The 15,316-nt window shown below is 65.6% G+C and carries 12 protein-coding genes; 5 read left to right on the top strand and 7 right to left on the bottom strand.

Translation table 11 applies throughout. The annotated features are described in order from the left end of the window. Positions 1-3 precede the first annotated feature (3 nt). From FVD38_RS08805 to FVD38_RS08815, 3 genes are read right to left on the bottom strand one after another with little or no spacing between them, the layout of a single operon-like run. A complete protein-coding gene (locus FVD38_RS08805) occupies positions 4-1,233 on the bottom strand; it encodes an ABC transporter permease (protein WP_229493532.1) in 1,230 nt (409 codons plus the stop codon). After that, positions 1,230-1,967, bottom strand: coding sequence for an ABC transporter ATP-binding protein (locus tag FVD38_RS08810; protein WP_147934464.1), 738 nt, complete (start codon positions 1,965-1,967; stop codon positions 1,230-1,232). Before FVD38_RS08810 ends, FVD38_RS08805 begins: the two co-directional genes overlap by 4 nt. After that, positions 1,964-3,196 carry an efflux RND transporter periplasmic adaptor subunit gene (locus tag FVD38_RS08815; RefSeq protein ID WP_147934465.1) on the bottom strand — a complete coding sequence of 411 codons (1,233 nt, stop codon included), beginning with the start codon at positions 3,194-3,196 and terminating at the stop codon, positions 1,964-1,966. The genes FVD38_RS08810 and FVD38_RS08815 overlap by 4 nt, the downstream gene beginning before the upstream one ends. Positions 3,197-3,376: 180 nt before the next feature. Here FVD38_RS08815 and rpiA point away from each other — a divergent pair, with 180 nt between their 5' ends. Continuing rightward, positions 3,377-4,054 (top strand): ribose-5-phosphate isomerase RpiA, encoded by a 678-nt coding sequence (rpiA, locus tag FVD38_RS08820; protein WP_147934466.1) that lies wholly within the window; start codon positions 3,377-3,379, stop codon positions 4,052-4,054. Between the two features lie 14 nt (positions 4,055-4,068). Next, the gene (locus FVD38_RS08825) at positions 4,069-4,380 is read left to right on the top strand and encodes a hypothetical protein (protein ID WP_147934467.1); all 312 of its coding nucleotides are present in this window, start codon (positions 4,069-4,071) and stop codon (positions 4,378-4,380) included. A gap of 188 nt (positions 4,381-4,568) precedes the next feature. On the opposite strand, the gene FVD38_RS08830 is transcribed toward FVD38_RS08825, so the two are convergent. Next, the gene (locus tag FVD38_RS08830; protein WP_123071474.1) at positions 4,569-4,841 is read right to left on the bottom strand and encodes an oxidative damage protection protein; all 273 of its coding nucleotides are present in this window, start codon (positions 4,839-4,841) and stop codon (positions 4,569-4,571) included. A gap of 40 nt (positions 4,842-4,881) precedes the next feature. Continuing rightward, entirely contained in the window at positions 4,882-6,195 is a 1,314-nt protein-coding gene (gene argA, locus FVD38_RS08835) for an amino-acid N-acetyltransferase (protein WP_147934468.1), read from the bottom strand. A 54-nt stretch (positions 6,196-6,249) separates the two neighbouring features. Here argA and hrpA point away from each other — a divergent pair, with 54 nt between their 5' ends. Beyond that, a complete protein-coding gene (hrpA, locus tag FVD38_RS08840) occupies positions 6,250-10,323 on the top strand; it encodes an ATP-dependent RNA helicase HrpA (protein ID WP_147934469.1) in 4,074 nt (1,357 codons plus the stop codon). A gap of 256 nt (positions 10,324-10,579) precedes the next feature. Beyond that, a complete protein-coding gene (locus tag FVD38_RS08845) occupies positions 10,580-11,200 on the top strand; it encodes a TetR/AcrR family transcriptional regulator (RefSeq protein WP_147934470.1) in 621 nt (206 codons plus the stop codon). A 255-nt stretch (positions 11,201-11,455) separates the two neighbouring features. On the opposite strand, the gene FVD38_RS08850 is transcribed toward FVD38_RS08845, so the two are convergent. After that, a complete protein-coding gene (locus tag FVD38_RS08850) occupies positions 11,456-12,121 on the bottom strand; it encodes a PRC-barrel domain-containing protein (protein WP_147934471.1) in 666 nt (221 codons plus the stop codon). A 361-nt stretch (positions 12,122-12,482) separates the two neighbouring features. Further along, a complete protein-coding gene (locus tag FVD38_RS08855; protein WP_147934472.1) occupies positions 12,483-13,517 on the bottom strand; it encodes an SDR family oxidoreductase in 1,035 nt (344 codons plus the stop codon). A 193-nt stretch (positions 13,518-13,710) separates the two neighbouring features. On the opposite strand from FVD38_RS08855, the gene FVD38_RS08860 reads away from it, so the two are divergent. After that, the gene (locus FVD38_RS08860; protein ID WP_147934473.1) at positions 13,711-15,297 is read left to right on the top strand and encodes a mechanosensitive ion channel family protein; all 1,587 of its coding nucleotides are present in this window, start codon (positions 13,711-13,713) and stop codon (positions 15,295-15,297) included. The last annotated feature ends 19 nt before the right edge of the window (positions 15,298-15,316 follow it).

Raw genomic sequence — 15,316 nt, forward strand, 5'->3', positions numbered from 1 at the left:
TATTTATTCATAACGCAGGCAATCCACCGGCAGCAGCCTTGACGCCCGCCGCGCCGGATAAAAGCCGAAGAATACCCCCACCGCCGTCGAGAACCCGCACGCCACCAGGATGCCCGACATGGTGAGATACACCTCGAAGTCGCCGCCGCCGAACTTCGTGATCAGCGCCGCGCCGCCCGCCGCGATCGCGATCCCGACCAGTCCACCGGCCAGGCAGATCACCACCGCCTCGGCCAGGAACTGCAGCAGCACGGCATTCGGCCGGGCCCCGATCGCCATGCGGATGCCGATCTCGCGCGTGCGCTCGGTCACCGACACCAGCATGATGTTCATGATCCCGATCCCGCCCACCAGCAGGGAGATCGCGCCGATCAGGCCGAGCAGCAGCGCGAGACCCGTGGTGATCTTGTTGGCCGTCTCGGCGATCGTGTTCAGGTTCTGCACCCTGAAGTCGTCCGGATCGTCGACCCGGATCCGGTGGCGGTCGCGCATCACTTCCTTGATGTCCTCGATGGCGTCGACCATCGAGCCGTCAGGCCGGCCCTGGGCATTGATGTAGTGGACGTTCTGCGGGAACGGCGACTTGACCAGGTGGGCGCTGGCCGCCGTGATCGGCACCACGATCTGTTCCGCCAGGTCGGTGCCGTCGGGCTGCCGGCCTTCGCCGGCCAGCACGCCGATCACCTGGAACGACACGTTCTCGATGCGCAGGTAGCGCCCGAGCGGGTCGGCGCGGTAGAAGAACTGGTCGGCCACCTTCTGGCCGATCACCGCCAGCCGCGCGCTGGCCCGCACGTCGGCCTCGCCGAACAGCGTGCCCTGGTCGACCCGCCAGTTGCGGATCGTGAACATGTCCGGGGTCACGCCGAGCACGGTGCTGCTCAGGTTCTCGTTGCCGGCGCTGACCTTGAAGTTGCCCTGCAGCGCGGGTGCGGCCCCGGTCAGGCTGGGCAGGGCGTTCAGCGCCTCGGCATCGCCCTGGGTCAGCACCGCCACCTTGCCTTCTCGCGCGCGTTGCGCCGCCGTGCGGTCGCCGCCCGGCATGATGTAGACCATATTCGTGCCCAGCATCTGCAGCTGCTTGCCGATGAAGCGCTGCATGCTGTCGCCCAGCGCCAGCAGCAGCACCACCGAGGCGATGCCGATCACGATGCCGAGCATGGTCAGCGCCGTGCGCAGGCGGTTGGCGGCCATCGAGCGGAACGACTCGATCAGGATCTGGATCGGATTCATGACGCGACTCCCGCCCCCATGGGCGCGAACTGGCGCAGGCCCTCGGCGGCGGGGCCGTCGTACAGCACCCGCCCATCCTTCAGGCGCACCAGGCGGCGGCTGCAGGCAGCGATGTCGGGCTCGTGGGTTACCAGCACGATGGTGATGCCGCGCTCGCGGTTCAGTTGGGCGAAGCTGTTCATGATGTCGTCGCTGGTCTGCGTGTCGAGGTTGCCGGTGGGCTCGTCGGCCAGCAGCAGCGGCGGATCGGTCGCCAGCGCGCGGGCGATGGCGACGCGCTGCTGCTGGCCGCCCGACAGCTGGTTGGGCGTGCGGCCTGCAAGATTGCCCAGGCCGACCCGCTCCAGTTCCGCCAGCGCGCGCGCATGCGCCTTGCCGCGCGAGACGCCGCCGTAGATCAGGGGCAGGGCGACGTTCTCGGCCAGGTTCATGCGCTTGATAAGGTTAAAGCTCTGGAACACGAAGCCGATCTTGCGGTTGCGGATGTCGGCCAGGGCGGGGCGGTCGAGCGTGCGGGTGTCGACGCCGTCGAGCAGGTAAGTCCCGCCGGTGGCCTGGTCCAGGCAGCCGAGGATGTTCATCAGGGTCGACTTGCCGGAGCCGGAGGCGCCCATGATGGACACGAAGTCGCCACGCGCGACCGTCATGTCGACGCCGTGCAGCACCGGCGTCTCGACGCTGCCGCTGACGTAGGTCTTGGTGACGCCGTGGATGTCGATCAGCGGCCCGCTCATTGATTCTCCGGCTGGGCCAGCGCACGCGTCACCACGCGGTCGCCCGGCTTCAGGTCGCCCGACAGTACCTCTGTGTAGCGGAAGTTGGACAGGCCGGCGCGGATATCCACTGGCTGCGGCTGGTTCATCGCGTCAAGTTTATAAATCTTGAACATGCGCGCGGTCTCGCTTTCGCTGCGGAAGGCGACGTCGTCGATGGCCGCGGCCGGAGCTGGCGCCGGCCTGGCGGCGACCTGCTTGATTTCCTTGCCCGCACCCTTGTTCTTTTCTTCTTCGCGCTTCTTCTCGGCCGCCTGCTCTTCTTCGGACAGACGGAAGCGCAGCGCCGTGGTCGGGATGCGCAGCACGTCGGGGCGGTTCGCCACCACCAGGCGCACCTGGGCCGTCATGCCGGGCTTGAGCAGCTCGTCGGTGTTGTCGACGTCGAGCACGACGTTATAGGTGACGACGTTCTGCACCACGTTCGGCGCCAGGCGGAACTGGCGCATGGTGGCGTTGAATTCGCGGTCGGGATAGGCGTCGACCACGAAGCGCGCCGGCAAGCCATCCTTGAGCAGGCCGACGTCGGCTTCCGACACGCTGGTATCGATCTGCATCTTGGTCAGGTCGTTCGCGATCTGGAACAGGTTCGGCGTGTTGAACGACGCCGCCACGGTCTGGCCCAGGTCGATGGTGCGCTTGATCACCACGCCGTCGATCGGCGAGCGGATCACGCTGTTGTTGAGGTCTGCCCGCGCGCGCTCGAACTGGGCTTGTGCCAGCTTGAGGTTGGCGGCGGCGACGTCCATCTCGCGCCGCGACTGGTCGAGCGCCAGGCTGGAGACGAAGTTCTGCGCCACCAGCTGCTCGTTACGCTTGTAGGTGGCCTGGGCCAGCTGCAGGTTGGCGCGCGCCGAGGCGATGCTGGCGTCGGCCTGCGCCACCTGGGCATTGAAGATGGTCGGCTCGAGCTTGAGCAGCACCTGGCCCTTTTTCACGCGGTCGTTGAAGTCGGCGTGCAGCTCGGCCACGGTGCCCGAGACCTGCGAACCGACGTTGATCAGGGCTACCGGATTGATGGTGCCGGTGGCGGTCACGGTCTGGTTGATGGCGCCGCGGTCGACCGCCGTGCTGCGGTACTTCGACGGCGGAACGACGTTGTCCTTGGGCTTGAGCAGCACCGCGGCCGTCGCGACGGCGACGAGGATGGCGGTGGCGATGACGATGCGTTTCTTGGTAAAGATTTTCATTGGTTCCAGGCAAACGAACGGCAAATAAAGCATCGAGTGTGATGCCTTGGTAAAAGATTAGCAAATGCAGATTGCATGATCGTGGCATGAGGTAAAAAACTTAGGTCCCCGCCTTCGCGGGGATGACGTGTTGTGTAATCCGCTAAAATGGCGTATTCCCTTTCCTCTATCAACCGCATCATGACTCAAGACGAACTGAAACAAGCAGTGGCGCGCGCCGCCATCGATTACGTTGTCGACGGTGAAATCATCGGCGTCGGCACCGGCTCGACCGCCAACTTCTTCATCGACGAACTGGCCAAGATCAAGGACCGCATCAAGGGCACCGTGGCCTCGTCCGAAGCCACCGCCGCCCGCCTGCGCGGCCACGGCATCCCGGTGTTCGACCTGAACGAAGTCGAGTCGATGGCCGTCTACATCGACGGCGCCGACGAGATCGACGCGCAGGGCGCGATGATCAAGGGCGGCGGCGCGGCGCTCACGCGCGAGAAGATCGTGGCCTCGGTGTCGAAGAAGTTCGTCTGCATCGCCGACGGCTCGAAGCTTGTCGACACGCTGGGTAAATTCCCGCTGCCGGTCGAAGTGATCCCGATGGCGCGCGCCGTCGTGATGCGCAAGCTGGCGGCGCTCGGCGGCCAGCCGAAGCTGCGCCTCAAGGCCGGCACCGACCAGCCTTTCATCACCGACAACGGCGGTGAGCTGATCGACGTGGCAGGCCTGTCGATCACCGATCCGGTAGCGCTGGAAGAACAGATCAACCAGATCACCGGCGTGATCGCCGTGGGCCTGTTCGCCAAGGCCGGCGCCAACGTCTGCCTGCTCGGCACGGCCGAAGGCGTCAAGACCCTGTCGCTCTGATCGGGAGGCCGGCCATGAAATACGCGCTGGTACCGCTGCTTGCGGCCGTCCTGCTGGGCGGGTGTTCGGTGGTTGGCAGTGGGGTGGATTTGTCGGAGTCGACGGTGGTCGCATCGCCCGACGTGGTCGAGATCCAGCGCGTGCCGTTCAAGGTTGGCGTGTCGTCGACCACGGTCGAGCAGCTGGCCAAGGCGCAGGCCTGCGCCAGCGAGCAGGGCGCCAGCCTGATCACGGAGCCGGGGCCGATCGAGGTCTACCGAATGCAGTGCCAGGATGGCAAGGTATTCATGGCGCGCTGCGAATTGCGGCAGTGTCGCAAGATGTAAATCCGCGGCCCAAAAACGTCAACCCGCGGCCCAAAAGCGTCATTCCCGCGAAGGCGGGAATCCAAGTGTGCCAGCGTGCCACTACGATTGAATCAAGTGGTCTGCGGATGACTTGGATTCCCGCCTTCGCGGGAATGACGTTTATAGGCTGCGGGAATGACGTGTTTGCTGCAGTGGTGCTGGACTGATTACGCCGGTGGCGGCACGTAACCCATCGCCTGATCGGCGCCTTCACCGAAGAAATGCTTCTCCATCTGCGTCGCCAGGTATTTGCGCGCGCGGTCGTCGGCCAGGTTCAGGCGGTTTTCGTTGATCAGCATCGTTTGATGCTTGAGCCATCCCTGCCATGCCTCTTTCGAGACCGACATGTACAGCTTCTTGCCCATCTCGCCTGGGACCGGCGGGAAGTCCAGGCCTTCGGCTTCCTTGTTCAGTTTGATGCAGTGGATGGTGCGGGCCATTGTGTACTCCTGTTGTGCGTTTTGTCGGGTAAGACCGCTATTATAAGGTCTTGATCAGTACCTGTGACCGGCGCTGCCAGTTGTACATGTGCTGCCGGTCTTTTGGCAGATCGTCCACGGTGGCCGGCACGAAGCCGCGCTTCTTGAACCAGTGCGAAGTGCGCGTGGTCAGCACGAACAGTTTCGTGAGGCCGGCCGCGCGGGCGCGGTTTTCCATGTGCTTGAGGATGCGCTCGCCGTCGCCCTGGGTCTGGGCGTCCTGGCTCACCGTCAGGCAGGCCATCTCGCCCATCTTCGATTCGGGGAAGGGATACAGCGCCGCGCAGCCGAAGATCACGCCATCGTGGTCGATCACCGAGAACTGGTCGATCTCGCGCTCGATCAGCTCGCGGCCGCGGTAGACCAGGGTGCCATCGGCCTCGAGTGGCTCAATGAGCTTGATAATTCCGCCGACGTCCTCAATTGTGGCCTGGCGCAGGCTTTCCAGGTTCTCGTGGCTGATCATGGTGCCCACGCCGTCGTGGGTGAACACCTCGAGCAGGGCCGAGCCATCCATCTCGTAAGGGATGATGTGGGCGCGGTCGACGCCGGCATTGCAGGCCTTGATCGCGTGCTGCATGTAGAAGGCGGCGGAATCGGACAGGAAGCCCGCCTGCAGCACCGCTTCGGCCATGTGCGACGACAATTCGCGCAGCTCGGCGCCGCCGGCGTCCTGCAGCATCGGCGATTCGGTGATGAAGATCAGCTTGTCGGCGTGCAGGGCGATCGCGGCCGACGCGGCCACGTCTTCCATCGTCAGGTTGAAGATCTCGCCGGTCGGCGAGAAGCCCAGCGGCGACAGCAGCACCAGGTTGTCTTCGGTCTGCAGGATTGGGTGGATCTTCTCGGCGGCGATCTTGCGGGTCACGCCGGTGAGCTCGAAGTCGACGCCGTCGATCACGCCCAGCGGGCGGGCGACCACGAAGTTGCCCGAGACGATGCTGATCTGGGCGTTCGACATCGGCGTGTTGGGCAGGCCCTGGCTGAAGGCGGCCTCGATGTCGAGGCGCAGCTCGCCGGCGGCTTCCTTGGCGCATTCCAGCGCGGCGGTGTCGGTGACGCGCACGCCGTTGTGGAAGCGCCCCTCGACGTTACGCAACGCCAGCTGCTCGGCCACCTGCGGCCGCGAACCGTGCACCAGCACGATGCGGATGCCGAGGCCGACCAGCAGGGACAGATCTTGCGCCAGCACCGGCAGGGCGCCGGCGGCCACCAGTTCGCCCGGGAAGGCGACCACGAAGGTCTTGCCACCGAAGGCGTGAATATACGGCGCGACCGAGCGCAGCCACTGGACGAATTGGGTAGGAGTTTCCATTTGCCGCATTATAATTCGCTGCGCGTTGTGCGCACCAAATCCTTGTAAAAATCAATGTCTGAACAGAGTAACAAGCCTTCGCAACAGCCGGCGCGCGAAGCAAGCGCCACCGCCACCAACGCCACCGCACCCTCGGCCGACCGCCGCCAGCGCCGGCCGCAGGGCGAGCCACGCCCGCGCCAGGAGCGCGCGCCGCGCGAAGAAACGCCGGTCGTGCGCAATCCCCTGCCGCCGATTACGTTCCCTGAAGACCTGCCGGTCTCCGGCCGCCGCGCCGAGATCGCGAAGGCCATCGCAGAAAACCAGGTGGTCATCGTGTCGGGCGAGACCGGTTCGGGCAAGACCACCCAGCTGCCGAAGATCTGCCTGGAACTGGGCCGCGGCAGCAAGGGCCTGATCGGCCACACCCAGCCGCGCCGGATCGCGGCGTCGTCGACCGCCAAGCGCATCGCGCAAGAGATTGGCTCTCCGCTGGGCGAACACGTCGGCTTCAAGGTGCGTTTCAACGACACCTTGCAGAAGGGCGCCTCGGTCAAGCTGATGACCGACGGTATCCTGCTGGCAGAGACGCAGACCGATCCGCTGCTGCGCAACTACGACACGATCATCATCGACGAGGCGCACGAACGCAGCCTGAACATCGACTTCCTGCTCGGCTACCTCAAGCAGCTGCTGCCGCGCCGTCCGGACCTGAAAGTGATCATCACTTCGGCGACCATCGACGCCGAGCGCTTCGCGCGCCACTTCGCCGCGAACGACAAGCCGGCGCCGGTGATCGAGGTCTCGGGCCGCCTGTACAAGGTCGAGGTGCGCTATCGTCCGATCGACCGCGACCCGGTAGCCCCGGGCGTGCCGAGCGACGCTAGCAAGCCCTTGCCGAAAGCCCAGGCCGCGCGTGAAAAGCGCGACCTGATGGATGGCGTGGTCGATGCCGTCGATGAGCTGTGCCGCATCGGCTCGGGCGACGTGCTGGTGTTCCTGCCGGGCGAGCGCGAAATCCGCGACTGCGCCGAGGCGCTGCGCAAGCACCACCCGCCGCACGTCGACATCCTGCCGCTGTTCGCCCGCCTGTCGGTGGAGGAGCAGGACCGCGTGTTCCGCCCGAGCGGCAACGCGCGCCGCATCGTCCTGGCCACCAACGTGGCCGAGACCTCGCTGACCGTGCCGGGTATCCGCTATGTGGTCGATACCGGCCTGGCGCGCGTAAAACGTTACAGCTTCAGGAACAAGGTCGAGCAGCTGCAGGTCGAACCGGTCGCGCAATCGGCGGCCAACCAGCGCGCTGGCCGTTGCGGCCGCGTGGCCGACGGCGTCTGCATCCGCCTGTTCGAAGAAGACGATTTTCAGAAGCGCCCCAAGTTCACCGAACCGGAGATCCTGCGTTCGTCGCTGGCGGCCGTCATCCTGCGTATGAAGTCCCTGCGCCTGGCCGATGTCGAGACCTTCCCCTTCATCGAGGCGCCGCAGGGCCGCGCGATCGCCGACGGCTACCAGCTGCTGCAGGAAGTCGGCGCGGTCGACGATAACAATGACCTGACGCCGCTGGGCCGCAAGCTGGCCAAGCTGCCACTCGACCCGCGCGTGGGCCGCATGATGCTGGCCGCGCTCGACAATCAGTGCCTGACCGAGATGCTGATCGTGGCCTCGGCCCTGTCGACGCAAGACCCGCGCGACCGCCAGATCGAATACCAGCAGCAGGCCGACGAGAAGCACAAGAAGTTTGCGGACGAGAAGTCCGAATTCCTGAGCTACCTGAAGATCTGGGCCTGGTTCGAGGACGCGATCGCGCACAAGAAGACCAACCGCCAGTTGCAGGACAACTGCCGCGCCAACTTCCTGTCGCAGCTGCGCCTGCGCGAGTGGCGCGACGTGCACTCGCAGCTGTTGACCATCGTGCGCGAGCAGGGCTGGCGCCTGAACGAGTCGCCCGCCACCTATGAACAGCTGCACCTGGCGCTGCTCACCGGTTTGCTCGGCAATATCGGTTTCAAGTCCGAGGACGAGCAGGGCGGCGTCTACCTTGGCGCGCGCGGCATCAAGTTCCATATCTGGCCCGGCTCGACGCTTGGCAAGAAGGCGGGACGCTGGGTGATGGCGGCCGAGCTGGTCGAGACCACGCGCCTGTATGCGCGCACCATCGCCCAGATCCAGCCCGAGTGGGTGGAGAAGATCGGCGGCCACCTGCTGAAGAAGTCCTGGGGCGAGCCGCGCTGGGAAAAGAAGCAGGCGCAAGTCACGGCGCTCGAACGCGCGACCTTGTACGGCATCGTCATCTATGGCGGCCGGCGCATCAACTACGGCCAGCGCAATCCGCGCGAAGCGCGCGAGATCTTCATCCGCGACGCGCTGGTGGCGGGCGACTACGAGACCCGGCTGCCGTTCTATATCCACAACCACAAGCTGGTGAAGGACATCGAGAACCTCGAGCACAAGTCGCGCCGCCAGGACGTGCTGGTCGACGACCAGCTGATCGCGGCCTTCTACGATAACGAGATCCCGCACGACGTCGTCAATGGCGCCGGCTTCGAGAAGTGGTACAAGGACCTGGCGCGCGACAATCCGAAGCTGCTGTACCTGAACCGCGAAGAACTGATGCGGCACGAGGCGGCTGGCGTCACCACCGAGCTGTTCCCGAAGACGATGGTCGTCACCGGCATCGAGATGGGCCTGACGTATCACTTTGAGCCGGGCAGCGTGCGCGATGGCGTCACGCTCGCCGTGCCGCTGTTCGCGCTGAACCAGATTCCCTCGGCGCGGCCGGCCTGGCTGGTGCCGGGGATGATCAAGGAAAAGGTGCACCTGCTGCTCAAATCGCTGCCGCAGAAGCTGCGCCGCCACTGCGTGCCGCTGCCGGACTATGCGGCCAAGTTCGTCGAGCGCATCCATGCGGCAAACGCGTTTGGACGCGGCGACCTGGTCGACGTGCTGATCATGGACGTGCGCGCGCAGACCGGCGTGGGGGTGAAGACCGCCGACTTCAAGATCGAGACCCTGCCGGCGCATATGTTCATGAACTTCAAGGTCATCGACGAGCATGGCCGCCAGCTGGACATGGGGCGCAATCTGTCGACGCTCCAGGCCGAGCTGGGCGGACAGGCGCGCCAGAGCTTCCAGAAGATGGCGGAAGCGACGCCGGCCGCGGCCAATGCGCGTGCGCAGGCGGCGCGGCCGGTGGCGGCTGCACCGAGCGCGCCCGCGGCACCTGCCGCCAAAGGCAAAGGCAGCGCGCCGCAGACCGCGCCGGCTACCGCGCCTGTGCAGGAATCGGCATCGGGCCGCCAGCACACGGGCCTCACCAGCTGGACCTTCGGCGAGCTGCCGGAGCTGCTGGAGATCAACCAGGGCAAGCTGACCCTGATCGGCTTCCCGGCGCTGGTCGACAAGGGCACGCATTGCGACCTGGAGGTGTTCGACGATCCGAACGTGGCGACGCGCACCCACCGCGTGGGCCTGCGCCGCCTGTTCGCGCTGCAGTTCAAGGAACAGCTCAAGTTCGCCGAGAAGAATATCCCCGGTCTGCAGGGCATGGGGATGCAGTTCATGAACATCGGCTCGCAGGAAGACTTGCGCGACCAGATCGTGGCCAAGGCGATCGACATCGCCTGCCTGCAGGATCCGCTGCCGGTCGACGCGGCTTCGTTCAACCAACGCCGTGACCAAGGCAAGGGCCGCATTGGCCTGCTCATCAACGAGGTGGCGCGCCTGGCGGGGCAGATCCTGGGCGAGTACCACGGCCTGCCCAAGCGCGTGCAAAGCCTGCCGTCGGCAGTGTCGTCGGACATCATGGCGCAGCTGCAGGCGCTGGTGCACAAGCGTTTTATCGCCGACAACGAATACAGCCAGCTGGCGCACTTCCCGCGCTACCTGAAGGCGATCAACGTCCGCCTAGAGAAGTTGCGCGGCAATCCGTCGCGCGATGCGCAGCTGATGGCCGAATGGCAGACGGCGGCGGCCCAGTTCCAGCGCACGCTCAAGAATATGGCGGGCAAGAACAACGATCCGCGCATGGTCGAGTTCCGGTGGATGCTGGAAGAGCTGCGGGTGTCGCTGTTTGCGCAGGAGTTGAGGACGCCGATGCCGGTGTCGGCCAAGCGGCTGCAGAAGGTGTGGGAGTCGATGTTGCGCTAAGCGGGATCGCCTCGCTACTTTCCACTTCGCCCCGCACCCCGTAAACGTCATTCCCGCGGAGGCGGGAATCCAAGTCCTATGCGCCGCTACCAAGTTCAGAACTTGTGGCGTCGCATGCATACTTGGATTCCCGCCTGCGCGGGAATGACGTTTTTGGGGTGCGGGCTGAAGTGACCGTCGTCGGCCAGCCCCGTTGCATCACCCCCGGCCAGCACAAATTCCTTGCGCTTTCGCACACATGTGCTAAATTACTTGCATGAATACCACGGCCAAAAGCGAAGCCACCTACGCCACCATCCTCGATGCGGCGGTCGGGATGGCATCGACCGAGGGCATCGGCCAGCTGTCGCTGGGCGAGCTGTCCAAGCGTACCGGCATCAGCAAGAGCGGCGTGTTCTCGCGCGTCGGCTCGCTCGAGGCCCTGCAGTCGGCAGTGCTGGACGAGTACGATCGCCGCTTTTCCGAAGAGATCTTCTTGCCTGCGCTGGCCGCGTCGCGCGGCTTGCCGCGCCTGTCCACGATGGTCAATCTGTGGCTCAGGAAGATTGCCGGCGAAACCGCGCGCGGCTCTTGCCTCTATACCGCGGGCGCCTTCGAGTTCGACGACATTCCCATGCCGCATCCGCTGCGCGAACGCATCGAGGCGGGCGTGCTGCGCTGGCGCGCGACCTTGCGCAAGACGGTGCTGCAGGCGATGGAAGCAGGGCATCTGCGGCCCGACACCGAACCCGAACAGCTGGTGTTCGAGATCTACAGCCTCGTGATCGGCGTGATGCACGACGCCCGCTTCCTGCACGACGCAGACGCGCCAAAGCGGGCACAGCGGGCGTTCAACCGCCTCATTTCCACCTACAGGAGTTTCAGCGACCTGGAATAAGGTCGGGCCGGGGAGGGCGTCGTCCTCCCTTTTTTTAATGTGATTTCGCACACCTGTGCGAAAGCGGGCTGTGCACAAGGAGTCGATCATGTCTGGATTGTGGTTACTGGTGGTGTCCCTGGCCGGACTGGCAGGGTATGTGGTGCGCGACGTAGTGCGCCGGGTTCCCCGGTCGAACGAAGATTTCGTGTTCTGCTGAGGGGGCAGGGTGATGACACGAAGGACAGCGGTCGCGCCGCCGCCCTTCATGCGGCCCTAGCCGATATTGCTGCCGCGGATGCGGCTCAGATCCTTGTCGTCGCCCAGGTTGCCGGAGCGTGGGTCGGTGCTGTGGCCGGGACCCTGGTTGGCCCGCGAATCGCCCATGCCGGCGCCCGCGCCGCCCAGGCTGCTGGAACCGGCGTGTCCGACGCCCACGCTGGAGCCCATCGCGCCGCCCGCATAGGTGGCGCTACCGGTGCCGGCGCCGCCGACCATGCCGCCCGTCGGTACGCCCGGCCCCATGGTCGGCGCGCCCGAACGGTTCGGGTCGGTGCCATAGAAGCTGTGGATGCCGCTGGCCCAGCTCAGGTCGCTCATATCCGGCCAGGCGTCCTTGTCGAAGCCCGGTGCGGTCTTGAGGCGGTCTTTCTCGACGTTGAGCACGAAACGCTTGTTGACCGTGTCCAGGTGCAGCGCCTGCCAGGGGACGGCGAACAGTTTTTCTCCCATGCCCAGGAAACCGCCGAAGGCCAGCACGGCGTAGGCCACCTGACCAGTCTGCATGTCGAGCATGATTTCCTTGATGTCGCCCAGGTCTTCCTCGGCGGCATTGACGACGCTGTCGCCGATCAAGGTGTCGGCGCCCATCAGGGACGGTCCCGGACCTATATTGTTGCTGTCCTTGTAGATACCGTATTTATCGCGATCTGCGTAGCCCATATGTTCCTCCTTGTCTATTGACGTTGCGAACAATGCGACGGTCACCCCGATTGGAGCAGACCCTCGCACTACGAAGAGTTCATGATAGGACGCTGGCGGATCGGGGCGCGCGCGCTAGCGCCGAGCAGGCTGAAGCCTTATGCGAGGCAGCGCACAGATGAGTACGTTTGGCATGGCTAATCTGCCAAGCTATGTCTAGGAGGAATTAGAGATGACTGTCATTTCGCGTTGCACCAACGCCGGCCCGCTGGGCCAACTGATCCGCACCCGTTCCTTCGCCTCGCTGCTGGCGCGCCTGCTGCGCCGCGGCTGAAGATAATCGCCATCCGCCCGGCAGCGCCGGACGGAACAGAGTGAACGCTTACGGCTGCCCGCCGCCGCCCGCCACGCCATACACGTGGCCGGTGGTATAGCTCGATTCGTCCGACGCCAGCGTGACGAACACTGCCGCCAGCTCGGCCGGCTGGCCGGGACGCTTCATCGGCGTATCTTCCCCGAACTTCTCGCGCCCCTCGGGCGAATTGCCGCCCGCCAGCTGCAGCGGCGTCCACACCGGCCCCGGCGCCACCGCATTTACGCGTATGCCCTTCGATGCCATCTGCTTGGCCAGCGACTTCGTGAACGCCACCTCGAAGGCCTTGGTGGCCGCATAGTCGAGCAGTTTTTCCGGCGGATCGTAAGCCGTCTGCGACGAGGTATTGATGATGACGCTGCCGGCCGACATGTGCGGAATCGCCGCCTTGCTGATCCAGAACACCGCATAGACATTGGTCTTGATGGTCCAGTCGAACTGCTCGCTGGTGATGTCGAGGATCGAATTATTGTTCTGCTGGCGCGCGGCATTGTTGACCAGGATGTCCAGGCCTCCCAGTTCGCGCACCGCCGTTTCCACCAGCTTCTTGCAGAAGGCCTCGTCGCGGATGTCGCCGGGAATGGCGACCGCCTTGCGGCCCGCGTCGCGGATCAGTTGCATGACCTCGCGCGCGTCCGGTTCCTCGGCCGGCAGGTAGCCGATGGCGACGTCGGCGCCTTCGCGCGCATAGGCGATCGCGGCGGCGCGGCCGATGCCCGAGTCGCCGCCGGTGATCAGGGCCTTGCGTCCCGCCAGGCGGCCGCTGCCGCGATACGTGGTTTCACCGTGGTCGGGACGCGGCGTCATCTTGCTGGCCAGGGCCGGCCACGGCTGGTCCTGCTTGGGGAAGGGCGGACGCGGATAGCGCTTGGCCGCTTCGCGCGCGGCGCCCGGCGCCGGCTGGTTGCCGCCGGCCGCTTGCTGGGCCAGGGCCGGGACGGCGGCGGCCGAGGCGGCTACGCCCGCGGCAACGGTGCTGAGGGTGTTGACGAAGCGACGACGCGACGGCGTCACGCCTTCTGGCTTCTGGTCTTCCGAACTCATGCTTGCTCCTCGATGGGGTGGGGCTGCCAACGCAGCCAGGTAGTAACGAAGATGTTAGTCGTTATCGAAAAGACACGGAACACGGTAGCTTGTCGGCAAGATCTTGGTGCCGGTCTGTTGTAAGCAGGTGGTTTGCCTGCTGAGCGGAAGTGTTCTGGGGTAACATTTCGTTTTTACCGATTTTGTTTTTCCCATGGCGATCATCCGCGCACTCCTTGTTTTTGCCTTGCTGGGGCTGAATTCCTTTGTCTGGGCCGCCCAGGTCGAGACCGCGCCGGCCACGGCTGCGGCCGCGCCGGCCCAGCCAACAGGGCGCGCCGACTTCAGTGTCGCCACCCGCAAGGTCTTCGTGTTCCGCGCCACGCTGGCCGGCCACTCGCCGCAAGACCGCCTCGAAGCGGCCCAGCGGCGCCTCGACAAAGCCCTGTCGGCCAAGGGGCCGCAACGCGCCACGGTCAATGGATTGGCCGAGGGCAGCCAGGTGCTGCTCGACGGCGCGCCGCTATTCCTGGTGACGCCGGCCGACATCAACGCGCTGGCCGGTGACACGCCGCAGGACGTTGCGCACGACAGCGCGCGCAAGCTGGAGCGCGCGCTGGCGGCGCGGCGCGAGGCGAGCGACCCGCGCGTGCTGGTCGAAGCGGCCGCGCTGTGCGTGGCCGCCACCCTGGCCTACGTCTTCGTGCTGCGCGCGCTGGTGCTGCTGCGCAGCGCGGTCAAGAGCCGCTTCGAGCGCCTGCTCGGCGTGCGCCTGGCGCGGGTGAGCTTCCGCAATGTTCGCCTGCTCGACGCCCACCTGTATGTGAGCTTCCTGCGCCAGGTGACGATGGCGGTGGTGTGGGGCCTGCGCCTGCTGGCCACCTATATCTGGATCAGCTTCCTGCTCGGCGAATTCGCCTACACCCGCAGCTGGGGCGAGTGGCTCAAGGGCTACCTGATCGAGATGGCGGTGGGGATCGGCCAGTCGATGGCGGCCGCGATTCCCGGCCTGCTGGTGGTGCTGGTCATCGCCGCGCTGGCGCGCCTGGTGATGCTGACCGCGGCCTCGGTGTTCAAGCGGGTCGAGAGCGGCGAACTGCAGGTGGGCTGGCTGGACCAGGACACGGCGGCGCCGACCCGGCGCCTGGTCAATATCGTGATCGCCCTGTTCGCGCTGGCGATGTCCTATCCCTACCTGCCCGGCTCGCACACGGCGGCCTTCCAGGGCGTGACGGTGCTGGCCGGCCTGATGGTGTCGATCGGCGCCTCGAGCATCGTGGCGCAAGGCGCCGCGGGCCTGATCCTGATGTACACCCGCTCGCTGAGAAAAGGGGAATACGTGCGCGTGGGCGACAAGGAGGGCACGGTGGTCGACATGGGCATGTTCGAGACGCGCCTGCGCACCGGCAGCGGCGAAGAAGTCCTGATGCCCAACGCCTGGGTGCTGTCCAACACCACCAGTAACTTCTCGCGCGACGGCGTGATCGAGGACGGTTTCGTCACCGAGGTCAAGGTCACGGTCGGCTACGACACGCCATGGCGCACGGTGCACGCGCTGCTCGAACAGGCGGCCGGCGCGACGCAAGGCATCGCCGCCGAACCGAAGCCCTTCATCGTGCAGGCGGCGCTATCGGATTTCTATATCGAATACCGGCTGTGCGCGCACGCGGCGGCCGACAGCCCGCGCGCCCGGGCCGAGGTGCGCAATCACCTGCACCAGAACGTGCTGGACGGGTTCGACGCCGCCGGCGTCAGGCTGACGTCGCCGCATTTCCACCACGTCGCGATGAAGCAGGCTTGAAATGCAAAAACGGGCGACC

Source organism: Massilia arenae, assembly GCF_008014745.1.
GTDB lineage: Bacteria > Pseudomonadota > Gammaproteobacteria > Burkholderiales > Burkholderiaceae_D > Telluria > Telluria arenae.